This is a genomic window from Micromonospora sp. WMMA1998 (genome assembly GCF_027497375.1).
Classification (GTDB): Bacteria; Actinomycetota; Actinomycetes; order Mycobacteriales; family Micromonosporaceae; genus Micromonospora; species Micromonospora sediminicola.
In genome coordinates, this window is record NZ_CP114911.1 from 899,081 (window position 1) to 922,783 (window position 23,703).

The following is a 23,703-nucleotide window of genomic DNA, read 5'->3' on the forward strand; positions in this document are numbered from 1 at the left end:
AAAATCTGCGGTAAAGAAATTAGTCTGCCGGAAGTTTTCCCGCGACGCGAGCCCTGACCGGGGGTTCGGGCGGCTGAACATAGGGGGTCGGCGTGACGTCACCGGTGGGTCTGCACCGAGTCGTGGAACCGGCGGGGGTGCTGCCGCAGGCGGCCTGGCGGCTGGACGCCGACCCCCGGATCGCGGCGAACGAGGTGCGGATCCGGGTCGAGCGGCTGAACCTGGACGCGGCGAGTTTCCGGCAGTTGGCGGAGAAGCACGGCGGGGACGGGGAGAAGGTCCGCGCCGAGGTGCTGGAGATCATCTCGACCCGGGGGAAGATGCAGAACCCGGTGACCGGGTCGGGCGGCATGCTGATCGGCACGGTGGAGGAGGCGGGTCGCCGCTCGCCGCTGGGGTTGCGGCCGGGGGACCGGGTGGCGACGTTGGTGTCGTTGACGCTGACGCCGTTGACGATCTCCGACGGCCTGGCCCGGTGGGACGGGCGCAGCGAGCAGGTGCCGTGCGACGGGTACGCGATCCTGTTCGCGCGGTCGATCGCGGCGGTGCTGCCGGCGGACCTGCACCCGGAGTTGTCCCTGGCGGTGCTGGACGTGTGTGGGGCGCCGGCGTTGACGTCGCGGGTGGTGGCCGAGCAGGTGGCGCGGCGGGCGCGGGAGGGTGATCCGCGTCCGGTGTCGGTGGCGGTGATCGGCGGGGCCGGCAAGAGCGGGTCGTTGTCGCTGGCCGCGGCGCGGCGGGCGGGCGCCGGCCGTACGGTCGGGGTGGTGCCGGTGGCGGCGGAGCGGGACGCGCTGACGGCGGCCGGGGTGGCCGACGTGGTGGCGGTGGCGGACGCCCGGGATCCGGTGGGTCTGTCGACGGCGGTGACGACGGCGTTGGGTGTGCCGGCGGACGTGACGGTGGTGTGCGTGGACGTGCCGGGGTGTGAGCACGGCGCGGTGCTGGCCACGGCGGACGGCGGTACGGTGATCTTTTTCTCGATGGCGACGAGTTTCGCGGCGGCGGCTTTGGGCGCGGAGGGCCTGGCGGCGGACGTGACGATGCTGGTGGGCAACGGGTACGTGCCGGGGCACGCGGAGCTGGCGTTGGAGTTGTTGCGTGCCGAGCCGGGGGTGCGCGGGCTGTTCGAGGCGCGGCTGGCGGCAGACTGAGGCCATGACGAACCCCTCGACGCTGTATCGCGGTGGAGTGCTGCACTGTCCGGCCGAGCCGAGCGCGACGGCGCTGCTGGTGCGGGACGGGCGGATCGCCTGGTTGGGTGCGGACGCGGACGCGCCGGTGGCCGACCGGGTGGTGGAGCTGGGCGGGGCGCTGGTGACGCCGGCGTTCGTGGACGCGCACGTGCACGCGACGGACACGGGTCTGGCCCTGTCGGGGTTGGATCTGTCGGCGGTGCGGTCGGCCGGTGAGCTGCTGGAGGCGGTGGCGGCGTTCGCGGCGGGGTTGCCGGGCGACGCGGTGGTGCTGGGGCACGGTTGGGACGAGTCGACGTGGGCGGCGCCGGTGGTGCCGGACGCGGCGGCGTTGGACCGGGCGGCCGGGGGGCGGCGGGTGTACCTGTCGCAGGCGTCGATCCATTCGGCGTTGGTGTCGGCGGCGTTGCTGGCGGCGTGTCCGGATGTGGTGGCGGCGCCCGGGTACGACGCGTCGGGCTGGTTGCGGCGGGACGCGCACCATGTGGTGCGGGAGGCGGCGCTGGGGTCGGTGTCGGCGGCGCAGCGGGTGGTGGCGCAGCGTGCGGCGTTGCGGCACGCGGCGTCGTTGGGGATCGCGGCGGTGCACGAGTGCGGTGGTCCGGGGACGTCGGACGAGTCGGACTTCACGGGTCTGCTGGCGGTGTCCGGGGACGGGGTGCCGGAGGTGTACGGGTACTGGGGTGAGCTGCTGGGTGCGGCGAAGGCCCGGGACCTGGGTGCGGTGGGCGCGGGCGGGGACCTGTACGCGGACGGGGCGTTGGGGTCGCGGACGGCGCATGTGTCGGCGGCGTACCTGGACGGTGAGCCGGGGGCGTGCGGGCACGGGTACGTGACGGCGGAGCAGGTGCGTGATCATCTGGTGGACTGCGCGGCGCACGGGATGCAGGGCGGGTTCCACGCGATCGGGGACGCGGCGATCGGCACGGTGCTGGAGGGGTTCGCGGCGGCGGCGCGGACGTTGGGCACGGATCGGGTGCGGGCGGCGCGGCACCGGGTGGAGCACGCGGAGATCATGAGCAAGCGGTTGATCGCCGGGTTCGTGGAGTACGGGATCGTGGCGTCGATGCAGCCGGCGTTCGACCGGTTGTGGGGTGGCGCGGGTCGGATGTACGAGTCGCGGTTGGGTCTGGCCCGGTCGTTGGAGTCGAATCCGATGGGTGCGATGCACGGGGTCGGGGTGGCGTTGGCGTTCGGGTCGGACTCGCCGGTGACGCCGCTGGATCCGTGGGGGTCGGTGCGGGCGGCGGCGGCGCATCACAACCCGGGGCAGCGGATGAGTGTGCGGGCGGCGTTCGCGGCGCACTCGCGGGGTGGTTGGCGGGCGGTGCACCTGGACAACGAGGGTGTGTTGGCGTTGGGGGCGCCGGCGACGTTCGCGGTGTGGGACACCCCGGCGGGGGTGGAGCGGGGTCTGCCGGTGTTGCAGGCGGAGGACCCGGAGCAGCGGGGTCCGGCGGATCCGACGCCGCTGCCGGTGTGCCGGGCCACGGTGTTGCGCGGTGACGTGATCTATCAGGAAGGCAGTTCGTGACAGGGAAGCTTGGGCTGGATCCGGCGTTGGTGGCGCGGGCGCGGGAGTTGGCGCGTCGGGCCGGGCAGCCGGTGGTGGATCTGGCGCGCAGCCACACCACGGTGTCGGTGGAGCGGGCGGTGCTGCGGTTGGCCGGGGTGACCGGCGCGGACCCGGACGGCATCCCGTGGGTGAACCGTCTGGTGGACGCGGTGGTGGCCGACGTGGGGCTGGGCCACGGGGTGGCGGTGCCGGTGTTCGACGCGATGGCGCGGGAGGGCGTCACGGACGTGACGTTGCTGGCGCAGAAGGCCGCGGCGGGGTCGGTGCGGTTCGCGCAGCCGACGGCGAAGGCGGCGACGGCGGCTCGGCGGGCCGCGCGTCGGGCGGTGGCGGCGGGGGTGCGGCAGATCGACCGGCGGCGCGCCGAGCGGGACCGCCTGGTGAAGCGGCACGGGGATCCGAAGCAGCGGCCGTGGATCTATCTGATCGTGGCGACCGGTGACATCTACGAGGACATTCCGCAGGCGCAGGCGGCGGCGCGGGCCGGCGCGGACGTGATCGCGGTGATCCGGTCGACGGGGCAGTCGTTGCTGGACTACGTGCCGGAGGGGGCGACCCGGGAGGGGTTCGCGGGCACGTACGCGACGCAGGAGAACTTCCGGTTGATGCGGGCGGCGTTGGACGAGTCGTCGCGGGAGTTGGGCCGGTATGTGCGGCTGACGAACTACGCGTCGGGGCTGTGCATGCCGGAGATGGCGACGTTGGCCGGCCTGGAGCGGCTGGACATGATGCTCAACGACTCGATGTACGGGATTCTGTTCCGTGACATCAACCCGATCCGCACGTTCGTGGACCAGCGGTTCTCCCGTCAGGTGCACGCGCGGGCGGGGATCATCATCAACACCGGTGAGGACAACTACCTGACCACCGCGGACGCGGTGGACGAGGCGCACACGGTGACGGTGTCGCAGTTGCTCAACGAGTTCTTCGCGCACGAGGCGGGGTTGTCCGACGGGTTGCTGGGGTTGGGGCACGCGTTCGAGATCAACCCGGAGGTGCCGGAGTCGTTCCGGTTGGAGTTGGCGCACGCGTTGCTGGCACGGGAGTTGTTCCCGGACGCGCCGTTGAAGTGGATGCCGCCGACGAAGCACATGACCGGGGACGTGTTCCGGGGCAACCTGCTGGACGGGTTCTTCAACCTGGTCGGGACCATGACCGGGCAGGGCATCCTGCTGGTGGGGATGATGACCGAGGCGGTGGTGACGCCGTGGTTGTCGGACCGGGACATCGCGTTGCAGAACGTGCGGTACGTGCTGGGCGCGGCGGGCGGGTTGCACGAGGACTTCGTGCCGGCGCCGGGCGGGTTCATCCAGCAGCGGGCGCACCGGGTGCTCGGTGAGGCGGTGGACCTGCTGGAGCGCATCGGTGAGCAGTCGCTGTTGACGGCGATCGCCGAGGGCACGTTCGGGATCATGAAGCGGCCCGCGGACCGTGGCAAGGGCCTCGACGGGGTCGCGAGGCACGAGGCCGACTACTTCAACCCGGCCACGGAGATCCTGGAGCAGCAGCCGTCGTGAGCGAGAAGAAGATCGTTCGGCCGTACGGGGACACCACCGGTGACGGCATGGTGCAGGTGTCGTTCACGTTGCCGGTGCCGCACGACAAGCGGGCCGAGGGCGCCGCGGTGCAGTTGGCCAACCGGATGGGCATGGACCCGGCGATGCTGGTGCACGCCAAGCCCATCGGTGACGGGTTCACCTTCTTCGTGGTCTACGGGCGGGTGAACCACCTGGTGGACCTGGACCAGGTGCAGGTGGTGGAACGGGACTTCCCGCTGCTGTCGGCCAAGGAGGTCAACACGGTGGTGAAGCAGCGGATGCGGCGCAAGCTGTCGGTGGTGGGAGCCTGCATCGGCACGGACGCGCACACCGTGGGCATCGACGCGATCCTGAACGTCAAGGGCATCGCGGGGGAGAAAGGCCTGGAGTACTACCGGGAGTTGAAGGTCACCAACATGGGCGCGCAGGTCAGCGTGCCGGAGTTGGTGGAGGCGGCCCGGCAGGAGAAGGCCGACGCGGTGCTGGTGTCGCAGGTGGTGACGCAGCGCGACGCGCACCTGCACAACACGCGGGAGATGTCGGCGGCGTTCCGGGAGGCCATGCCGGCCGGCAAGCGGCCCCTGCTGATCGTCGGCGGGCCCCGATTCGACGAGACGATGACCGGCGAGCTGGGCGTCGACCGGATCTTCGGTCGCGGCACCACCCCGGGCGAGGTCGCCAGCTACCTCGTCCACGCGTTGATCACCTCCAGGAAGGCGAGCAGTTGAGCGAGCAGGATCCCCGGCTGGGGTTGACCGTCACCCACCGCCGGTATGTGCCGTACGCCCACGCGCACTACGCGGGAAACCTGGTCGACGGGGCGTACGCGTTGGGGTTGTTCGGTGACGTGGCCACGGAGGTGTGCATCCGCACCGACGGCGACGAGGGGCTGTTCGCCGGCTATTCGGATGTGCGGTTCACCGCGCCGATCCGGGCCGGTGACGTGGTGGAGGTGACGGCGCGGGTCGCCCGGGTGGGCTCGCGCAGCCGGACGCTGGAGCTGAGCTGCGCGGTGGTGTGCCGGGGCCGCCCGGACCGGGGCGAGTCGGCGGCCGAGGTGCTGGACCCTCCGATCGTCGCGGTCACCGCCACGGGCACCGTGGTCGTGCCGCCGGCCCCGTGAGCGCGAGGAGCGAGCCGGTCCTGCGAGCCCCGCAGTCGCGAACGAAGACCAGCCCCGTGAGCGCGAGGAGCGAGCCGGTCCTGCGAGCCCCGCAGTCGCGAACGAAGACCAGCCCCGTGAGCGCGAGGAGCGAGCCGGTCCTGCGAGCCCCGCAGTCGCGAACGAAGACCAGCCCCGTGAGCGCGAGGAGCGAGCCGGTCCTGCGAGCCCCGCAGTCGCGAACGAAGACCAGCCCCGTGAGCGCGAGGAGCGAGCCGGTCCTGCGAGCCCCGCGAGCGACGGGCGGCCGCGCGTGAACGTGGCGGTGTGCGCCGACGTCGGGTCGACGTACACGAAGGCGGCGGTGGTCGACCTCGACGGCGGTCGGCTGGTCGGCGCGGCGTCCGCGCCGACCACGGTCGGCACGGACGTGCTGCACGGCCTGGACGCCGCGGTCGGCGCGGCCACCGCGTCGGCGGGTGTGGGCGACGTGCCGTGGTATGTGTGCTCGTCGGCCGGTGGGGGGCTGCGCCTGGCGGTGATCGGCTACGAGCCCCTCGTCACGGCGCAGGCGGGCCGGCGGGTGGGTCTGTCGGCGGGGGCGAACGTGGTGCACGTGGCCGCGGGCCGGCTCGGCGCGGCCGAGGTGTCGGCGTTGCGGGCGGCCCGCCCGGACGTGGTGCTGCTGGTGGGTGGCACCGACGGCGGTGACGCCGACACGCTCACCCACAACGCGACCCGGCTGGCGCGGGCGCGCTGGCGGGTGCCGGTGGTGCTGGCCGGCAACGTCGACGTCCGCGACGACCTGTCCGCCGTGCTGGTGGCGGCGGGCGTGCCGGTGACCGTCGCGGACAACGTGCTGCCTCGCATCGGGGTGCTGGCGCCCGCGCCGGCCCGGGCGGCGATCCGCGAGGTGTTCCTGCGGCACGTCATCGGCGGCAAGCGGCTGTCGCGGGGCGCCCGGTTCGCGCGGCTGGTCCGCGCGGCGACGCCCGACGCGGTGCTGACCGGGGTGGAGGTCCTCGCCGACACCCTCGGCGGTGACCTGGCCGTGGTGGACGTCGGCGGGGCGACCACCGACGTGTACTCGGTGCTCACCCCCGACGAGCGGGACAGCGGCCCCGGTCAGGAGGTCGCCGGGACGCTGTGGCGGGCCCGCACCGTCGAGGGGGACCTGGGCATGCGGTGGAGCGCGCCGGGTGTGGTGCGGGCCGCCGCCGAGGAGCGGCTGCTCGAACCGGGGGAGGAGGGGCCGTTGGCCGCGGCGGCGGCGGTGCGGGCCGCCGACCCGGGGTTCCTGGCCGCCGGTGACGCCGACCGGGCCGCGGACCGGCGCATCGCGACCCTCGCGGCGACGGTGGCGTTGCGGCGGCACGCCCGGGGCGCGGCCACCGGGGAACGCGCCGGCCGGGACCTGCGGGAGGTGCGGCTGCTCGTCGGCTCCGGCGGGGTGCTGCGCCACGCGCGGCCGGGTCACGCGGCGGCGGTGCTCGACGCGGTGCTCACCGACCACGCCGGTGGGTGGCCGTTGCCGCGCGCCGCCCGGCCGGTCGTCGACGTCGACTACGTGCTGGCCGCCGCCGGGCTGCTCGCCGACGAGCATCCGGGTGCGGCGGCGGCGGTGCTGCGCCGCCACCTCGTCGGCTGACCGTCCGTCCACGCATCGAGACGCGCCGACGCGACACGCCGTGGCGCAACACACGACAGGCCGGGGTGGGTTGACAGCGGCGGGGGTCTACGCCGTACCGTCTTTGAGTCCTACTACGGGAAGCGGCTGTTGTTCGCTTCGTCCCTTCGTCCGCTGGCCGAGTGACCGGAAGGTTGCGGCGGCCAGGTCCAGCGGGCGGGGGTCGGCGGGGCGGCGCGAACCGGCCGCGGTTACCGGTGTACGGGCAGGGTGAGAGGAACGGCCAGTAGACAACGGCCAGGCGGGGGCAGCCAGTCCACGTCCGGTCGGTCCGAAGGTCGGCGCCGATCGTCCTCGCCCCACCGGCCGGGGAGGGCCTGGGAGCATCGGGGCGCGGCTTAGGCCGCGCCCCGATTTCCGTCACCGGCCGGGTCAGTGGCCGAGCCGCTGGTAGCGGCGCACCGCCGCCGGGGCGGCCACCGCGATCAGCGCCAGCGGCCAGGCGATCGCCAGCAGCAGCGCGTGCCGCGCCGGCCACGAGTCCGCGCCGACACCCGGATTGCCGAACAGGTCCCGCACGGCCGCGACCGTCGCCGACAGCGGGTTCCACGCCGCGACCGCGCCCAGCCAGTCGGGCATCAGTTCCGGTGCGACGAACACGTTCGACAGCGCGGTCAGCGGAAACGCCAGTGGGAACACCACCACCCCGACCGTGTCGGGGTTCGGCACCAGCAGGCCCAGCAGGATCCCCACCCAGGTCAGCGCGGCGCGCAGCAGCAGGATCAGCGCCACCGCCGCGAGTGCGGCGAGCAGGCCCTCACGCCACCGCCAGCCCACCAGCAGGCCGCACACCACGAGGGTGGCCATCTCCAGGCACGCCCGCACCAGGTCGGCGCCGGCGCGCCCGGACAGCGGCGCCGAGCGCGCCATCGGCAGGGAGCGGAAGCGGTCCACCACGCCGCGGCCGGCGTCGACCGCGATCGCCGAGGCGGTGGCGCCGAGACCGTAGAGCATCGTCATGACGAACACCCCGGGCAGCAGGAACTCCCGGTAGCTGCCGGCGCCGGGCACCGCCATGCCGCTGCCGAACACGTAGCCGAACACCAGCACGAACATGATCGGCAGGGTGAAGTAGAGCACGATCTCCTCGGGGGAGCGGGCCACGTGCCGCAGGTTCCGTCCGGCCATCACCCAGCCGTCGACGAGCGCCGTCACGCCGGCACCTCCGCTCGCGGCCGCGCGTGCGCGGGGTGGCCGGTCAACCGCAGGAACGCCTCGTCCAGCGTGGGTCGCCGCACCAGCACGTCCGCCACCTGCACCCCGCTGTCGGTCAACTGCCGCAGCACCGCGGTGAGCACGGCGATCCGGTCGGTGACCGGCGCGTCCACCCGACGTAGCTCCTTGTCCACCGTCACCGTCGCCCCGGTGGCCCGTTCGAGCACCGTCGCCGCCGCCGGCACGTCCGCCGCGCGGCGCACCACCAGCTCGATGCGGTCGGCGCCGATGCGCGCCTTGAGCTGCTCCGGGGTGCCCTCGGCCACCACCCGGCCGGCGTCGAGCACGCACACCCGGTCGGCGAGCTGGTCGGCCTCCTCCAGGTACTGGGTGCACAACAGCACCGTGGTGCCGTCGGCGACCAGCTCCCGCACCGCCGTCCACAACCCGTTGCGGCTGCGCGGGTCCAACCCGGTGGTCGGCTCGTCGAGGAACAGCACCCGCGGCGGTACGACCAGGCTGGCGGCCAGGTCCAGGCGGCGGCGCATCCCACCGGAGTAGGTGCCGGCCGACCGGTCCGCGACCGCGGCCAACCCGAAACGGTCCAGCAGCTCGTCGGCGCGGCGACGGGCGGTACGCGCCGGCAGGCGCCGCAGCCGGCCGAACAGCACCAGGTTCTGCCGGCCGCTGAGCACCTCGTCGACCGCCGCGTACTGCCCGGTGAGGCTGATCGCCTCGCGTACCCGCTGCGGGCACGCGGCCACGTCGTGCCCGGCGACCCGGGCCCGCCCGCCGTCGCCGCGCAGCAGCGTGGTCAGGATCCGCACCGCCGTGGTCTTGCCCGCCCCGTTGGGGCCGAGCATCCCGCACACCGTGCCCGCCGGCACCGCCAGGTCGAACCCGTCCAGGGCGGTGGTCGGGCCGTACCGCTTGCGTAACCCCTCGGCCAGCACGGCCGTCGTCTCATCGGTCATGGCGCCAGCGTCGCCGGCGCCGCTGACCGGGGGCGCACCGCGCGCTGACCGGGCGGCGGTGGCGCGGTCAGCCGGCGGCGAGCACGGCCACCGCCTGCGGCCGCGCCAGCGCGGCGCCGCGGGTGAACGCCGCCGCGAACGCCGCCGCGCCGAGGTGCGACCGGACCGCGTCGGCGACCGGCGCGACCGCCGGCGCGTCGGCCGCGCCGGTGCCGGCCAGGAGCGCCGACAGGGCCCCCAGCAGGTACGCCGCCCGTTCGGGCCCGTCGTCGGCCAGCAGCGGCCGGACCAGCCCGTCCACCGCGGCGACGACGGTCGGGACGTCCCACACCCCGACGGTCGCGGTGACGACGCGCCGGTAGTGGGCGCGGGCCGCCGCCGGGTCACCGGCGGCGTCGGCGAGCTGCCCGAGCGTCACCCGCGCCGCCAACCGGACCACCTCCGCGCCGAACCAGCCCGACGGGCACCCGGCGAGGGCCCGCTCGCACAGCGTCCGGGCACGGTCGGGGTCGCCGTCGCGGCGGGCGATCTCCCCGAGCCCCAGGTCGGCGGCGGCGACCAGTTCCGGCGCGCCGGCCGGCCCGGCCATCCGGCGCACCCGCCGGTAGTCGTCGCCCGCGCCGGTCAGGTCACCGACGAGCAGGCGACCGTCGGCGCGGGTGCGCAGCAGCTCCGCCAGGTCCAGCGTGGAGCCGAGCTGCTCGACCAGGCGCAGCGCCTCGGCCATCGGCGCGGCGGCCGCGCGGGCGTCGCCCTCCCGGTAGGCGGTCTCGGCGAGCGTGCTCAGCGCCAGGATCATGCCCCACCGCTCGTTGAGCGCCCGGAACCCGGCCAGCGCCTCGGTGAGGTCGGCGCGGGCCCGGTCGTGGTGGCCGTGCAGCAGGTGCACCGTCGCGGTGCCGAGCACGCCCAGCGCCCGGCTCCACGGGTCGGCGCCGAGCAGCCACTCCCGGCTGGCCCGGTCGGTCAGCACGGCCAGCCGCTGCGGCGGTGGCGGGCCGCTGGCCATGCCGGACAGGTAGAGCAGGAACGGATGTCGGGGCGGCCGGTCGCGGTCCCACAGGATGCGGGAGGCCGTGGCGACCGCCGTGGCGTCGCCGGCGCCGGCGAGCGTGGCGACCAGCAGACACAACGCGTACTCCTCGTCGAGGCCGGCCGGCGCCGCGTCGAGCCGGTCGACCAGCCGCCCGGCCAGCGCGGCGCCCTCGCCGCGCAGCCCCCGCAGCCACCAGTAGAACGCCAGCGCCGCCACCAGCCGCAGCGCGGCCTCGGTGTGCCCGTCGTCCACCGCCCGGCGCAGCGCCGCGTGCAGGTCGTCGCGGGCGGCGTCCAACCGGCGCAGCCAGCGGTCCTGGCCGACACCGCGCAGGCCGGCGTCGCCGGCCCGGGCCAGGTCCAGGAAGTACGCGGTGTGCGCGGCCCGCACCCGCGTGGCCTCCCCGCCGTCGGCGAGCCGCCGCGCCGCGTAGGCGCGGATGGTGTCCACCATCCGGTACCGTCCGTCGTCGGCCTCCACCAGGGACTTGTCGACCAGCCCGGTGAGCACGTCGACGACGTCGTCGTCGCCGGTCGGCCCGCACACCGCCTGCACCGCCGGCAGGTCGGCGGCGCCGACGAACACGCCCAGCCGGGCGGCCAGTCGCCGCTCCGGCTCGTCCAGCAGCTCCCAGCTCCACCCCACCACCGCCTCCAGCGTGCGGTGCCTGGGCTGCGCCGCCCGGTCGCCGCGGCGCAGCAGCCGGAACCGGTCGTCCAGGCGCGCCGCCACCTGCGCCACCGGCAGGGCCCGCAAACGGGCCGCGGCCAGCTCCAGGGCCAGCGGCAGGCCGTCGAGGGTGCGGCAGATCCGCAGCACCGCCGGCGTGGTGTCCGCGTCCAGGGTGAAGCCCGGCGCGACGTCGGCGGCCCGGTCGGTGAACAGCCGCACCCCGGCGTAGGCGGCGGCGGCCTGCGGTGGCACCGGGCCGGCCGGCACCGGCAGCCCACCCACCGGGCACATCGCCTCGCCGGTGAGACCCAGCGGCTCCCGGCTGGTGGCCAGCACCCGCAGGCCGGGTGCGGCGGCGAGCAGCCGGGCGGTCAACCGGGCCGCGTCGTCGACCACGTGCTCGCAGTTGTCCAGCACGAGCAGCAGCCGCCGGCCGGTCAGCGCCGCCACCAACCGGTCGGTGAGGTCACGGGGGCCGCCGGGGGCGCGCAGCCCGGCGTCACGCAGGTCCAGCGCGGCCAGCACCGCCGGCGCCACGGCCGACCCGGGCGCCACCGACGCCAACTCCACCAGGCACACGGGGGCGTCGTGGCGGCTCGCGGCGGCGACGGCCAGGCGGGTCTTGCCGGCGCCGCCCGGCCCGTGCAGGGTCACCAGCCGCGCCGAGGCGAGCAGCTCACCGACCCGGCGCAGTTCCCGCTCCCGGCCGACGAAACTGGTCAGCGGCGTCGGCAGCCGTGCCGGCGTGCCACCGGCCGGCGGCCCGTCGTCGCGCAGCAGGGCGGTGTGCAGCGCGGTCAGCTCCGCCGACGGGTCAGCGCCCAGCTCGTCGGCGAGCACCTCCCGGGCCCGGGCGTACACGGCCAGCGCCTCGGCGCGTCGGCCGGCGCCGTGCAGCGCGCGCATCAGCTGCCCGTACAGCCGCTCCCGCAGCGGGTGCGCCGCCACCAGCGCCCGCAGTTCCGCCATCAGCGGCGGACCGGCCGGCGCGGACGCCAGTTCCGCCTCGACACGGTCCTCGACCGCGGCGAGGCGCAGGTCCCGCAGCCGGGCCGCCTCGGCGGCCAGCACCGTGCCGGTGACGTCCGCCAGCGGCTCGCCGCGCCACAGTTGCAGCGCCTGCCGCAGCAGCGCGCCGGCGCGGCCCGGGTCGCCGGCGGCGAGCGCGACCCGGCCGGCCTCGGCCAGGGCGGTGAACCGGTGCACGTCGACCTGCTGCGGGTCGACGGCCAGCCGGTAGCCGGCCGGACCGAACTCGATCTCCACACCGGGCAGCAGCCGGCGCAGCCGCGACACCTGCGACTGCAGCGCGTTGGCGGCCCGCTGCGGGGGCTCGGCGTCGTAGACGCCGTCGACGAGCCGCCCCGGCGGCACCGTGCGGCCGGCGTCGAGCAGCAGCAACGCCAGCAGGGCACGCAGCCGCTGCCCGCCGACGGGCAGCGGGGTGCCGTCGGCGGCGTACGCCTGGGTGGGGCCGAGGACACCGAACCGCATACGCCCGATTGTCGCCTGCCCCCGGTGGTCCGGCCCACACCGGCCGGGCCGGTCGACGGTCCGGCCGGGTAGCCTTCGGCCCGTGATCGTGGTGAGGTGCCGGTGACGACGCTCGACCGGGAACAGCCCCGTGCCACCGATGGGGCACGCCCGGATGCCGACGCGCGTCCCCTGCCGTTGACGCTGGCCGTGCCGGCAGCCGTGCTGGCCGGTCTGGCGTTGCTGGTCGCGTTCCCCCCGTACGGGCTGTGGCCGCTCGCGCCGGTGGGGGTGGCGTTGCTGGCCGCCGCGGCGCACCGGCGGCGGCTGCGCGCCGGCGCGGGGCTGGGCTTCCTCGCCGGGGTGGCGTTGTTCGCGCCGCTGCTGGAATGGACCAACCTGCACACCGGCTACCTGCCGTGGGTGCTGCTGTCGCTGCTGCAGGCCGGCTACCTGGCGCTGCTGGGCGCGGCCACCGCCTGGGTGTCGCCGCTGGCCGACCGGCACCGGGCGGCGTGGCCGCTGCTGACCGGCGTGCTGTGGGTGGGGCAGGAGGCGCTGCGCGACCGCACCCCGTTCGGCGGGTTCCCGTGGGGGCGGCTGGCGTTCAGCCAGGACACGTCGCCGCTGCTGCGGCTGGCCGCGCTGGGCGGCGCGCCGCTGGTCACGTTCGCCGTCGCGCTCGCCGGCGGAATCCTGCTGACCCTGGTCTGGCGGGACTGGCGTGCCACGGCCGGGCAGTGGCGGCCGGTGGCCGGGTTCACCGCCGCGCTCGTCGCGGTCGTGGCCGCCGGCACGGCCGTCCCGACCGGGGTGCGGGGGGCCGGTGACACCGTCACCGTCGCCATCGTGCAGGGCAACGTGCCCCGCCTCGGACTGGACTTCAACGCCCAACGGCAGGCGGTGCTCAACAACCACGTCGACGCCACCCTGAAACTGGCCGAACGGGTCACGCAGGGCACGCAGCGCCGCCCCGACCTGGTGGTGTGGCCGGAGAACTCCAGCGACATCGACCCGCTGCGCAACCCGGGCGCCGGCGACCGGATCTCCCAGGCCGCCGACGCGATCGGCGCGCCGATCCTGGTCGGCGCGGTGCTGCTCGGCCCCGGTCAGGGGCAGGTCCGCAACGCCGGTCTGCTGTGGCGGCCCGGCAGCGGCGCCGACCTGGGCCAGCTGTACACCAAGCGGCACCCGGTGCCGTTCGCCGAGTACGTGCCGCTGCGCTCGATCGCCCGCAAGGTCAGCGCCGAGGTCGACCGGGTGCGCTCGGACTTCGTCCCGGGCACCCGCCCGGGCGTGCTGGACACCGGCGCGGTGACCCTCGGCGACGTGATCTGCTTCGAGGTGGCCTACGACGGCATCGTCCGGGACACCGTCACCGGCGGCGCGCAACTGCTGGTGGTGCAGACCAACAACGCCACGTTCGACGTGGCCGAGGCCCGCCAGCAGTTGGCCATGGTGCGGTTGCGGGCCGTCGAGCACGGCCGGTCCGCGCTGATGGCCTCCACGGTCGGGGTGTCCGGGTTCGTTTCCCCCGACGGGCGGGTAGACGGTGCGACCGGGTTCAACACCGCCGAGGTGGTGGTGCGGCAGATGCGACTCGGGGACGGGCGTACCCCGGCCACCACGGTCGGGGTGTGGCCGGAGGTGGCGCTCGCGGCCCTCGCCGTCGCGGCGCTGGCCGGCGCGGCCGTGCTGCGCCGCCGCCGGAGGGCCACCGCCGGCTGAGGCGACGAGCGGGAGGCGGTGCGACGGTGGGCGTGGCAGCCGACAGGCGGACGGTCGGCCATCCCGGGTTGGGGCGGGTCCTGGTGGTCATCCCCACCTACAACGAGGCCGACAATGTGCGCCGTATCGTCGACCGGGTCCGCGTGGCGGCGCCCGCGGTGGACGTGCTCGTCGCCGACGACAACAGCCCCGACGGCACCGGCGCGATCGCCGACACGATCGCCGGGAACGACCCGCGGGTGCACGTGTTGCACCGTCCGGGCAAGGAAGGTCTCGGCGCGGCGTATCTGGCCGGTTTCGCGTGGGCACGGCGGCGTGGCTACGACGCGGTGGTGGAGATGGACGCCGACGGCTCGCACGCCCCGGAGGACCTGCCGGCGCTGCTGGCGGCGGCCCGCGACGCCGACGTGGTGATCGGTTCCCGGTGGACGCGCGGCGCGCGGGTGCTGAACTGGCCGTGGCGGCGGCTGCTGCTGTCGCGCGTCGGGAACCTGTACGCGCGGCTGGCGCTGGGTATGCCGGTCAGCGACGCCACCGGCGGCTACCGGGTGTACCGGACGAGCGCGCTGGACGCGATCGACCTGGACTCGGTGCGGTCCCAGGGGTACGCGTTCCAGGTGGAGCTGTCCCGGCTGGCGCACCGCGCCGGGGTGCGCATCGTCGAGGTGCCGATCACGTTCGCCGAGCGGGAGCACGGCGACAGCAAGATGAGCCCGCTGATCGTGGCGGAGGCGTTGTGGCGGGTGACCCGGTGGGGGGTGCGGGACCGGCGGGCGGCGGTGCGGGGCCGGCCGGCGGCGTTGGCCCGGTGGCCGTGAGCGCGGGCGTGTCATGCTGGAGGGGCGTGACGACACACCGGGCGGATGAGGTGAGATGCGCCGAGGACTGAGATACCTACCACCGGCCCTGCTGCTGCTGACGCTGCTGGAGCTGGCCGTTTTCGTCCTGGTGGGCCGGGCCGTCGGGTTCGGCGCGGCGCTGCTGCTGGTGTTCGCGGCCTCGCTGCTGGGTCTGGCGCTGCTGCGCCGGGAGGGCATGCGGGCGTGGCGGGGGTTCCGGGCCGCCGCGCAGGCCGGCCAGCCGCCGGGGCCGCAGGTCACCGACGGGCTGGTGGGCCTGCTGGGTGCGCTGCTGCTGGCGCTGCCGGGTCTGGTCAGCGGCGCGGTGGGGTTGTTGCTGCTGGTGCCGCCGGTGCGTCGGCTGGCTGGCGGCGGGGTGCGCCGGGCCACCGAGCGGCGGGTGTCGTCGATGGTCGCCGGTGACCTGTTCGGGCCGCGCCGGGTGCGCGTCTACCAGGGTCAGTCGCAACCGACGCCCACACCGCAGCAGCCGCCGGTGGCCGAGCCCGGCCGGGCCATCGAGGGTGAGATCGTGGACCGCTGACACCCCGGACGTGACGAAACGCCCCCGGATGATTCCGGGGGCGTCTCGGTCGTTCACGGGTGCTCAGGCGCGGCCGCGGCGGGTGCGGACCTCCTGCAGCCGCTCGGCGAGGATGTCCTCCAGCTCGGCGATCGAGCGGCGCTCCAGCAGCATGTCCCAGTGGGTGCGCGGCGGCTTGGCCTTCTTCTGCTCCGGCTCGCTGCCGTCGACCAGCCGGGCGACGCTGCCGTCGAACTTGCACTCCCAGGTCGTCGGGACCTCGGCGTCGACGGCGAACGGCACCTCGAACTGGTGGCCCTTGGCGCACAGGTACTCGCGGGTCTGACGCGGCGCGAGCTCCGTGTTGCGGTCGGATTCGTAGCTGACCGCGCCCAGCCGGCTACCGCGCAGCATACGCTCGCCCATGATCGACTTCCCCTCGTCCGTGGTGCTGGTCTTCAGGTGTAACGGCCGGTCACCGCCCGCCCATTCCCCACCCACGCCGACAGGGCCGTACGCGGGTCGGAAGCATCAAGGGTAACCGGCCATGACAGCTGCCCGGCGGGGTCGTCCCCGGCCGGGCCGAATCGGTGGAGTGTTTCGCCTGTCAACGGGGATGTTACCGGCCCACATGCGTGCCGGAGGTGACGATGACCAGTGACGCGCCGGTCGGAGCACGACCGCCCGCCGGGAAGACCTTCTTCGGTCACCCACGGGCGTTGTCCACCCTCTTCCTCACCGAGATGTGGGAGCGGTTCAGCTTCTACGGCATGCGCGCCATCCTGGTGCTCTACCTGACCGCCGCGGTCGCCGACGGCGGGCTCGGCATCGGCGAGTCCAGCGCCAACGCCGTCTACGGCACCTACAACGCGATGGTCTACCTGATGGCGCTGCCCGGCGGCTGGGTCGCCGACCGGCTCATCGGCGCGCGGCGCAGCGTGCTGTGGGGCGGCGTGGTCATCGCCGCCGGCCACTACGTGATGGCGATCCCCACCGGGTGGAGCGTGTTCGCCGGCATGACGCTGATCGTGCTCGGCACCGGTCTGCTCAAGCCGAACATCTCCACCATGGTCGGCGACCTCTACGAGCGGGACTCACCCCGCCGCGACGCCGGGTTCTCCATCTTCTACATGGGCATCAACCTGGGCGCGTTCATCGCCCCGCTGATCACCGGCTTCCTCGGCGAGAAGATCAACTGGCATCTCGGGTTCGGCGCCGCCGCCATCGGCATGACCTTCGGCGTGGTCCAGTACGTGGCCGGGCGGCGCAACCTCGGCGACGCCGGCGCACGGCCGGCCGACCCGCTGCTCGGCGCCGACCGGCGGCGGGCGCTGACCCGCGTCGGCGTGGCCACCGCCGTGGTGCTGCTGGTCCTGCTCGTGCTGCTGCTGGCCGGCTGGTTCACCGTCGACACGGTGGTCAACCTGCTCACCGTGGTCACCGTGCTGGTGACCGTCGCCTACTTCGCGCGGATCCTCACCGACCGGGAGATCAGCGACACCGAACGCAGCCGGATGAAGGCCTACGTGTGGCTGTTCGTCTTCGCCGCGTCGTTCTGGCTGATCTACGACCAGGCCGGGTCGGTGCTGAACATCTTCGCCGCCGACCGGACCGACCGGAACGTCGGCGGGTTCACCTTCCCGGCGTCCTGGCTGCAGTCGGTCAACCCGATCCTCATCATCGTCGGCGCGCCGCTGGCCGCGTGGCTGTGGCTCAAGCTCGGCCACCGGGTGTCCACGCCGACGAAGTTCGCCGTCGGCCTGGTGCTCAACGGTCTGTCGTTCGTGCTGATGGCCGCCGCCGCCCAGGCCGCCGTCGGCGGCGACCTGGTCTCGCCGTGGTGGCTGGTCGCCGTGTACGCGATCCAGGTCGCCGGTGAGCTGTCGCTGAGCCCGGTGGGCCTGTCGGCCACCACGAAGCTGGCCCCGGTCAAGTACGCCAGCCAGATGCTGGGCCTGTGGTTCCTCGCCACCGCCGTCGGCGACGCCATCGGCGGTCAGGTGGCCCGGCTGGCGGACAGTTGGTCGCAGGCGACCTACTTCCTGACCTTCGGGCTGGCCTCGGTGGTGCTGGGCCTGGCCGCGGTGATGTTCACCCGCCAGATCCGGGGCCTGATGGCCGGCATCCACTGACCGCCGGCTCACCCCGCCGGGACGGGCGGCAACGGCAGCGGCAGGCCGGGCAGCCCGTCGATGCTGGTGACCACGTGCTCCTTGCCGGCGAAGTAGGCGCTCAGCGACGCGTCGTCTTCCCGGGCGAACCGCCGCCCGTGCAGGTCCCGGTCGGTGTCGTAGCTCATCAGCGGCACCGTGTAGCCGCAGGTGTCGCGGATCAGCTCGGCCCGCACCACGATCACCGCCCGCAGCCCGTGCGGAGTCGGGTCGATGTCGGGGAAGTGCCGCAGCAGATCGGGCCAGCGGCTGTCGTCGCGGAACACCGGCTCGCCGCGCCCGTGCACCCGCACGATGGTCGGCGGGCCCGCGAACGCGCACCACATCAGCGTGACCCGGCCGTTCTCCCGCAGGTGGGCGATGGTCTCGGCGTTGCTGCCGGCGAAGTCGAGGTAGGCCACGGTGTGCTCGTCGAGCACCGCCAGGCAACCGCGCAGACCCTTGGGGGAGAGGTTGACGGTGCCGTCGCCGGACAGCGGGGCGGTGGCCACGAAGAACATCGGCTGCGCCTCGATGAAGTCCCGCAGCCGGCCGTCGATGCGCTCGTACGTCTTTCCCATGCCCCGATCCTCCCCGGGCAGCGGGTGCGGCGCTGTCCCGTCCCAGCCCGTGGCCGGTCAGCCGGTACGCGTGCCGAGCCGGGCCAGGGCCGCGGCCAGGTCGCTGACCTGGTCGGCGAGCTGCCCGGCGCGTCGCTGCGCGGCGTCCCGCTCAGCCTCGGCCGCGGCCGAGCGGGCTGCCAGGTCGCCCGCCCGGGCCTCGGCGGCGCTCGCGGCCCGTCGCGCGTCGGCCAGCTCCGCCGCCAGCCCGTCCCGCTCGACGGTACGGGCGGCGGCCTGCTCCACCGCGGCGGCCACCTCGGCGCGCAGTCGCTCCAGCGCCGCCTCGGCCTCGGCCCGGGCCGCGCCGGCGCGGTCCCGCGCGACGAGCGCCTGCCGCGCGGCGGCGGCCTCGGCGTCGGCCCGCTCCGCGGCGGCCCGGGCCGCCTGCTCGGCCTCGACGGCCCGGGCGGCGGCGGCCTGCGCGTCGGCGCGGGACCGCTCGGCCCGGTCGAGGGCCTCGGCGGCCGAGCGGATGGCTCGTTCCGCGTCGGCGCGGGCGGTGTCCCGTTCGGCGGTCAGCTCGGCGGCCCGGTGCCGCTCGCCGTCGCGTTCGGCCCGCACGGTGCACAGCTCGTGGCGGGCGGCGTCGCGGTCCCGCTCGGCCTGCACCCGCAGCGCCTGGGCGGCGCCCACCTCGGCGCGGGCGGCGTCCCGGGCGGCCTCGGCGGCGGCGACCCGTTCGGCGGCGACGGTGGCGGCCGACTCGGCGCGGTCGGCCCGGTCCCGGGCGGCGTCGCGTTCGGCGTACGCGGCGCGCGCGTCCTGCCGGTCGCGGGTGGCCGCCGCGGCGGCGTCCTCGGCGTCGCGGCGGGCCTCGTCGCGTTCGGCGTGCGCGGCGGCGACCTGCGCGGCCGTCTCCGCGCGCAGCTCGGCGAGCTGCCGTTCCACCCCGGCCGGGGACAGCTCGGCGTGCAGCGCCTCGCTGAGCGTCTCCACGATCTGGTCGAGCCGGTCCACCGCCTCCCAGGTGCGCGCCACCTGCCCGGGCAGGCCGGGGGAGTTGCGGTGGCGCATCCGCGAGTTGCGGGCGGCGCGCTGGCAGGCGCCGTCGTTGTCCCGGCAGTAGCGGAACGGGCGGCCCGCACCGACGCGCTGCGGCACCTCCCGGCCACAGTGGGCGCAGGGGCGGGTCTCGGTGGCGGGCTCGACGTCCATCGGGGGCGAAGTCTAGTGGCCGGTCCCGGCGCGGGCCGCGCCGTCGAGGGTGTAGCGGCGTTGCACCAGCACGGCGACCACCATCACCGCGGCGGGCAGCAGACCGAAGCCCCAGCGCAGCGCGTCCAGCGCCGCCGGGGACTGGGTCACCGTCTGCCCGGCCGAGGACGCGACGAACCCGCCGGCGGCCAGGCACAGCGCGTACGCGTAGGGGCCGAGCGCCGCGCCGGTGGCCTCGGTCGCGGTCCACACCCCGGTGTACGTGCCGGCCCGCTCGGTGCCGGCGGCGCGGATCACGTCGGGCAGCATGGAGAACGGCAGCAGCTGCATGCCCGCGAACGCCACCCCGAGCACCGCCACGGCGGCGACCAGCACCGGCAGCCCCGCGGGCCGCCCGACCGCCAGCACCAGCGACCCGGCGGCGAACGCGGCCTGCCCGGCGAGCAGGGCGCGCTGCTTGCCGACCCGGCGGGCCAGCGCCAGCCAGGCCGGCGTGACCAGCAGCGCCGGCGCGACGAACGCGGCCACGAGCACGGTGGTGAGCCCGGGGCGGCCCAGCTCGTACTCGGCGTAGTAGGGCACCCCGGCCAGGACCAGGTGGGTGGTGGTCGACATGGCCAGGTAGGCGCCGACCAGCGCGCGGAACTGCCGGTCGCGCAGACTGGCCGCCAGCGTCCGCCACCCGCCGGCGCCGTGCGGGGCCGCCGGGGCGGCGGCGGTACGACGCAGCCGGTCGATCCCGACCACGCCGACCGCCATCGCGGCGAGCATCCCGGCCGCCAGCACCACGGCCATCCGCAGGTAGCCGGCCCGGGTGGCGTCGTCGCCGCCGGTCAGCAGCGGCGCCAGCAGCCCGGAGACCAGGATGCCGAGGGTCAGCACCACCATCCGGAACGCCATCAGCCGGGTCCGCTCGTGGTAGCCGATCCGCAGGTCGGCCGGGGTGGCCAGGTAGGGCACCTGGTAGGCGGCGAACAGCAGGTTGCCGGCCACGAACAGCACCGCCACCCAGCCCGCGGCGGCCGCGCCGGTGAGGTCGCCGGGCACGGCGAACAGCGCGGCGAACGCCACCGGCAACGCGCAGCCGGCCAGCAGCAGCCGCCGGCGGTGACCCCGGCGCGCCTGCTCGACGTCGCAGCGGTGCCCGATCCACGGGTGCAGCAGCACGTCGGCGATCTTCGGCAGCAGCAGGGTCAGCCCGGCCAGCCACGGGGCGACCGCGAGGACGTCGGTGAGGAAGTAGAGCAGCAGCAGCCCGGGCACGGTGACCCAGACACCCATGCCGAGCGAGCCGGCGGCGAACCCGACCAGCGGGCCGCGTGGCAGGGCGACGGCGTCGTCGCGCCGCTGGTCCAGCCCGGTCATGCCGTCTCCTGTCCCGGGGCGCGCCGCCCCAATCCAACGGATGCTGGATTGTAGGGGGAACAATGGCCGGATGACCATGCCCCGCCGGCGACCGGGCCGGCCCCGCCGCGACGACCAGCGACCGACCCACGACCTCGTGCTCGCCGCCGCGACCGCGTTGTTCGCCGAGCGCGGGTTCGACGCGGTCAGCGTCCGGGACGTGGCGGCAGCGGCCGGCGTCGACGTGGCCACGGTGGCCCACCACACCGGCACCAAGGCGCAGCTCTACGACGCCTGCTTCGCCCGGGTGTTCAGTGCCGAGCGCGAGGTCCTGGAGGCGGCCGGGCAGCGCGCGGCCGAGGCCCTGGCGGCCGGCCCGGGTCAGGCGCTGCGGGCGCTGCACGAGCTGGTCGACGTGTTCGTCGACTTCCTGGAGGACCGGCCGGAGACCACCGCGCTGTGGCTGCGCCGCTGGCTGGAGCCGCAGCGGCACGCCGAGCTGGACCGGCGCTACTCCGCACCGCTGTACGCGCAGGTCGAACGCCTGCTCGCCGCCGCGGCGGGGGCCGGGGCGCTGGTCGAGCCGGCCCCGCACGTGACCGTGCGCAGCCTGGTCTGGGCGGTGCACGGGCACGTGGTGGCGCTCGCCGCGCGCTCCGGCTCCGCAGCGCGGGAGCGGCGTGAGTTCCGGGCGTTCGTGCACCGCCTCCTCGACGGGCTCTACCCGCCGGCCACCCCTTGACGGCGTCGGGCCCACCGGGGATTATCCAGCAGTCGTTGGATAAAAGGAGGCGGGCATGTCGGCACCACCCCGGGTCGCGGTCGTCGGCGCCGGCGCGGCCGGACTGGCCACGCTCAAGGCGCTCGGCGACGCCGGCGTGCCGGCGGTCGCGTTCGAGGCCGCCGACACTCTCGGCGGCCTGTGGGTCTACGGCGCACCCGGCTCGCCGGCGTACCGGACGCTGCACCTGAACACCAGCCGGGGGCGCACCGAGTTCGCCGACCACCCGATGCCCGGCGACTGGCCCGACTACCCCGATCACACCCGCGTCGCCGGCTACCTCGGCGACTACGCCGACCGGTTCGGCCTGCGCGACGCGGTGCGGCTGCGGCACACCGTCGATCTGGTCACCCGGGTCGGCGACGGCTGGCGGGTGCACGCCACCGGCCCGGACGGCCCGGTGACCGTCGACGTCGAGGCGGTCGTGGTCGCCAACGGGCACAACCGGGTGCCGAACCGGCCCGCGCCCTACCCCGGCGAATGCGCCGCCGAGCAGATGCACAGCCACGACTACCGGGGCCCCGAGCAGCTCACCGGCCGGCGGGTCCTGGTGGTCGGCGGCGGCAACTCCGCCATGGACATCGCCGTCGACGCCTCGTACGCCGCCACCCGCACGCTGCTGTCGCTGCGCCGGGGCGTCTGGGTGGTGCCCAAGTATCTGCTCGGCCGCCCGTCGGACACGCTCAACGGGGCACTGGCCCGCCGGCTGCCCTGGCGGCTGCGCCAGCGGATCAGCCAGAGCATGCTCACCGCCACCGTCGGCCCGCCCGCCCGCTACGGGCTGCCCGCCCCGGAGCACGGCTTCCTCCAGGACCACCCCACGCTCTCCGACACGCTGCTGTCCCGGCTCACCCACGGCGACGTCCAGGCCCGTCCCGGCATCGCCCGCTTCGCCGGCGACCGCGTCGAGTTCACCGACGGCCGCGTCGACGAGGTCGACCTGGTGCTCTGGTGCACCGGCTACCGGGTGGAGGTGCCGTTCCTCGACCCGGCGCTGCTCGGCGACGGCGCCGACCGGCTGCCGCTGTACCGGCACGTGTTCCACCTGGACGCCCCCGGCCTGTCGTTCGTCGGGCTCATGCAGTCCACCGGCGCGGCGTTCCCGCTGGTCGAGGCGCAGGCCCGGCTCGTCGCCGCCCGACTGGCCGGCACCTGGGCGCCGCCGGAGCCGGACCGCCAGGCCGCCGCCTGCCGCGCCGAGCTGCGCGCCGCCACCGCCCGCTGGGGACAACGCCGGCCGCACATGCGGGTGGACTTCGACGCGTACCTGGCCGAGCTGCGCCGGGAACTGGCCGCCGGCCGCCGGCGGGCCGGAGCGGCGCGGTGAGCGCGCTCGCGGGGCGGCGGGTGCTGGTCACCGGCGCGCGCGGCACGTTCGGCCGCCGCCTGGGCGCCGCGCTGACCGACGCCGGCGCGCACGTGGTCGGGCTGGACCTGCACGCCGACGCCGACGCGACGCCCCCGGTGCTCGGCGTCGACCTGACCGACCCGGCCGCGACGCCGGCCGCCGTGGCCGCCGCCGTCGACCGGCTCGGCGGGCTGGACCTGCTGGTCAACAACGCCGGCGTCGGCGGTCCTGCCCCGGCCGAGCTGGCCCCCGACGAGGTGGTGCGCCGGCAGCTGGAGGTGAACCTGCTCGCCGCCTGGCGGACCACGGCCGCGGCGATGCCCGCCCTGGAGGCCGCCCGCGGCCGGGTGATCTTCGTGGCCAGCCGGATGGCGGTGCTGCCGCTACCCCTCGCGGCCGCGTACGGGGTGAGCAAGCGGGCCCTGGTCGCGTACGCCGACGCGCTGCGCCACGAGGTCAGCACGCACGTCGGGGTCAGCGTCGTCTACCCCAGCATGGTCGCCTCCCCGATCCACGACAGCACCGTGGCGGCCGGACTGTCGCTGAGCGGGGTGTCCCGGCCCGAGCCGGTCGAGGGCGTGGTCGCCGCGATCCTGCGCGCCGCCGCCGCCCGGCGCGCGCCCCGCGACGTGGCCACCACCCGGCGCGGCCGGGTCGAGCTGGCCCTGGCCCGGCACGCGCCGGCGCTGGCCGACCGGCTGGTGCGGCGTACCGTCGCCGGGCGCGTGGCCGCCGGTGACCTGGACGGCGCGGCGCTGGCCGCCGGGATGGTCCGGCGGCACCGCCAGGCCCGCGGGTAGCCT

At 75.5% G+C, this 23,703-nt stretch carries 20 protein-coding genes; 13 read left to right on the plus strand and 7 right to left on the minus strand.

The window, feature by feature from the left end; genetic code table 11:
• The first annotated feature begins 104 nt into the window (after positions 1-104).
• The 6 genes from O7600_RS03550 to O7600_RS03575 all read left to right on the plus strand — a co-directional run bounded on the left by O7600_RS03550 (position 105) and on the right by O7600_RS03575 (position 7,060).
• Complete coding sequence (locus tag O7600_RS03550) at positions 105-1,154, plus strand: zinc-binding alcohol dehydrogenase (RefSeq protein ID WP_281594061.1); 1,050 nt, start codon at positions 105-107, stop codon at positions 1,152-1,154.
• A gap of 4 nt (positions 1,155-1,158) precedes the next feature.
• A complete protein-coding gene (locus O7600_RS03555) occupies positions 1,159-2,730 on the plus strand; it encodes an amidohydrolase family protein (RefSeq protein ID WP_281592269.1) in 1,572 nt (523 codons plus the stop codon).
• A complete protein-coding gene (locus O7600_RS03560) occupies positions 2,727-4,289 on the plus strand; it encodes a lysine 5,6-aminomutase subunit alpha (protein ID WP_281592270.1) in 1,563 nt (520 codons plus the stop codon). Before O7600_RS03555 ends, O7600_RS03560 begins: the two co-directional genes overlap by 4 nt.
• On the plus strand, positions 4,286-5,038 hold the full coding sequence (locus tag O7600_RS03565) for an OAM dimerization domain-containing protein (protein WP_281592271.1): 753 nt from the start codon (positions 4,286-4,288) through the stop codon (positions 5,036-5,038). The genes O7600_RS03560 and O7600_RS03565 overlap by 4 nt, the downstream gene beginning before the upstream one ends.
• Positions 5,035-5,433, plus strand: coding sequence for a hotdog domain-containing protein (locus O7600_RS03570; RefSeq protein WP_281592272.1), 399 nt, complete (start codon positions 5,035-5,037; stop codon positions 5,431-5,433). The genes O7600_RS03565 and O7600_RS03570 overlap by 4 nt, the downstream gene beginning before the upstream one ends.
• Before the next feature lie 292 nt (positions 5,434-5,725).
• On the plus strand, positions 5,726-7,060 hold the full coding sequence (locus O7600_RS03575; protein WP_281592273.1) for a glutamate mutase L: 1,335 nt from the start codon (positions 5,726-5,728) through the stop codon (positions 7,058-7,060).
• Between the two features lie 411 nt (positions 7,061-7,471).
• Here O7600_RS03575 and O7600_RS03580 read toward each other — a convergent pair whose 3' ends face one another.
• From O7600_RS03580 to O7600_RS03590, 3 genes are all read right to left on the minus strand, one after another.
• Entirely contained in the window at positions 7,472-8,254 is a 783-nt protein-coding gene (locus tag O7600_RS03580; protein ID WP_281592274.1) for an ABC transporter permease, read from the minus strand.
• Entirely contained in the window at positions 8,251-9,228 is a 978-nt protein-coding gene (locus O7600_RS03585) for an ATP-binding cassette domain-containing protein (protein ID WP_281592275.1), read from the minus strand. Before O7600_RS03585 ends, O7600_RS03580 begins: the two co-directional genes overlap by 4 nt.
• A 67-nt stretch (positions 9,229-9,295) precedes the next feature.
• Complete coding sequence (locus O7600_RS03590; RefSeq protein ID WP_281592276.1) at positions 9,296-12,430, minus strand: BTAD domain-containing putative transcriptional regulator; 3,135 nt, start codon at positions 12,428-12,430, stop codon at positions 9,296-9,298.
• A gap of 171 nt (positions 12,431-12,601) precedes the next feature.
• Here O7600_RS03590 and lnt point away from each other — a divergent pair, with 171 nt between their 5' ends.
• Genes lnt through O7600_RS03605 form a run of 3 tightly spaced genes read left to right on the plus strand, consistent with a single transcriptional unit; the run spans position 12,602 to position 15,520 of the window.
• Positions 12,602-14,137: an apolipoprotein N-acyltransferase gene (gene lnt, locus O7600_RS03595; RefSeq protein ID WP_281594062.1), complete on the plus strand. Its 1,536-nt coding sequence runs from the start codon at positions 12,602-12,604 to the stop codon at positions 14,135-14,137.
• 26 nt (positions 14,138-14,163) lie between these two features.
• Positions 14,164-14,955 (plus strand): polyprenol monophosphomannose synthase, encoded by a 792-nt coding sequence (locus O7600_RS03600; RefSeq protein WP_281592277.1) that lies wholly within the window; start codon positions 14,164-14,166, stop codon positions 14,953-14,955.
• 55 nt (positions 14,956-15,010) lie between these two features.
• The gene (locus O7600_RS03605; protein ID WP_281592278.1) at positions 15,011-15,520 is read left to right on the plus strand and encodes an FxsA family protein; all 510 of its coding nucleotides are present in this window, start codon (positions 15,011-15,013) and stop codon (positions 15,518-15,520) included.
• Positions 15,521-15,583: 63 nt separating this feature from the next.
• Here O7600_RS03605 and O7600_RS03610 read toward each other — a convergent pair whose 3' ends face one another.
• Positions 15,584-15,925, minus strand: a complete 342-nt coding sequence (locus O7600_RS03610; protein WP_046564157.1) for an RNA polymerase-binding protein RbpA — start codon at positions 15,923-15,925, stop codon at positions 15,584-15,586.
• A gap of 224 nt (positions 15,926-16,149) precedes the next feature.
• On the opposite strand from O7600_RS03610, the gene O7600_RS03615 reads away from it, so the two are divergent.
• Entirely contained in the window at positions 16,150-17,631 is a 1,482-nt protein-coding gene (locus O7600_RS03615; RefSeq protein WP_281592279.1) for a peptide MFS transporter, read from the plus strand.
• An 8-nt stretch (positions 17,632-17,639) separates the two neighbouring features.
• Here O7600_RS03615 and O7600_RS03620 read toward each other — a convergent pair whose 3' ends face one another.
• Genes O7600_RS03620 through O7600_RS03630 form a run of 3 tightly spaced genes read right to left on the minus strand, consistent with a single transcriptional unit; the run spans position 17,640 to position 20,792 of the window.
• A complete protein-coding gene (locus O7600_RS03620) occupies positions 17,640-18,230 on the minus strand; it encodes a pyridoxamine 5'-phosphate oxidase family protein (protein WP_281592280.1) in 591 nt (196 codons plus the stop codon).
• 57 nt (positions 18,231-18,287) lie between these two features.
• The gene (locus O7600_RS03625; protein ID WP_281592281.1) at positions 18,288-19,427 is read right to left on the minus strand and encodes a hypothetical protein; all 1,140 of its coding nucleotides are present in this window, start codon (positions 19,425-19,427) and stop codon (positions 18,288-18,290) included.
• 12 nt (positions 19,428-19,439) lie between these two features.
• A complete protein-coding gene (locus tag O7600_RS03630; protein ID WP_281592282.1) occupies positions 19,440-20,792 on the minus strand; it encodes an MFS transporter in 1,353 nt (450 codons plus the stop codon).
• 70 nt (positions 20,793-20,862) lie between these two features.
• Between O7600_RS03630 and O7600_RS03635 the strand changes: the two genes are divergently transcribed.
• From O7600_RS03635 to O7600_RS03645, 3 genes are read left to right on the plus strand one after another with little or no spacing between them, the layout of a single operon-like run.
• The gene (locus O7600_RS03635; RefSeq protein WP_281592283.1) at positions 20,863-21,513 is read left to right on the plus strand and encodes a TetR/AcrR family transcriptional regulator; all 651 of its coding nucleotides are present in this window, start codon (positions 20,863-20,865) and stop codon (positions 21,511-21,513) included.
• 55 nt (positions 21,514-21,568) lie between these two features.
• Positions 21,569-22,879 carry an NAD(P)-binding domain-containing protein gene (locus tag O7600_RS03640; protein WP_281592284.1) on the plus strand — a complete coding sequence of 437 codons (1,311 nt, stop codon included), beginning with the start codon at positions 21,569-21,571 and terminating at the stop codon, positions 22,877-22,879.
• Positions 22,876-23,700, plus strand: coding sequence for an SDR family oxidoreductase (locus tag O7600_RS03645; protein WP_281592285.1), 825 nt, complete (start codon positions 22,876-22,878; stop codon positions 23,698-23,700). The genes O7600_RS03640 and O7600_RS03645 overlap by 4 nt, the downstream gene beginning before the upstream one ends.
• Positions 23,701-23,703 lie beyond the last annotated feature (3 nt).

Coding starts and splice junctions, on each gene's coding strand:
- O7600_RS03610 (WP_046564157.1), bottom strand. CDS start 15,925: ATGGGCGAGCGTATGCTGCGCGGTAGCCGGCTGGGCGCGGTCAGCTAC.
- O7600_RS03590 (WP_281592276.1), bottom strand. CDS start 12,430: ATGCGGTTCGGTGTCCTCGGCCCCACCCAGGCGTACGCCGCCGACGGC.
- O7600_RS03585 (WP_281592275.1), bottom strand. CDS start 9,228: ATGACCGATGAGACGACGGCCGTGCTGGCCGAGGGGTTACGCAAGCGG.
- O7600_RS03635 (WP_281592283.1), top strand. CDS start 20,863: ATGACCATGCCCCGCCGGCGACCGGGCCGGCCCCGCCGCGACGACCAG.
- O7600_RS03625 (WP_281592281.1), bottom strand. CDS start 19,427: ATGGACGTCGAGCCCGCCACCGAGACCCGCCCCTGCGCCCACTGTGGC.
- O7600_RS03620 (WP_281592280.1), bottom strand. CDS start 18,230: ATGGGAAAGACGTACGAGCGCATCGACGGCCGGCTGCGGGACTTCATC.
- O7600_RS03630 (WP_281592282.1), bottom strand. CDS start 20,792: ATGACCGGGCTGGACCAGCGGCGCGACGACGCCGTCGCCCTGCCACGC.
- O7600_RS03555 (WP_281592269.1), top strand. CDS start 1,159: ATGACGAACCCCTCGACGCTGTATCGCGGTGGAGTGCTGCACTGTCCG.
- O7600_RS03605 (WP_281592278.1), top strand. CDS start 15,011: ATGCGCCGAGGACTGAGATACCTACCACCGGCCCTGCTGCTGCTGACG.
- O7600_RS03615 (WP_281592279.1), top strand. CDS start 16,150: ATGACCAGTGACGCGCCGGTCGGAGCACGACCGCCCGCCGGGAAGACC.
- O7600_RS03640 (WP_281592284.1), top strand. CDS start 21,569: ATGTCGGCACCACCCCGGGTCGCGGTCGTCGGCGCCGGCGCGGCCGGA.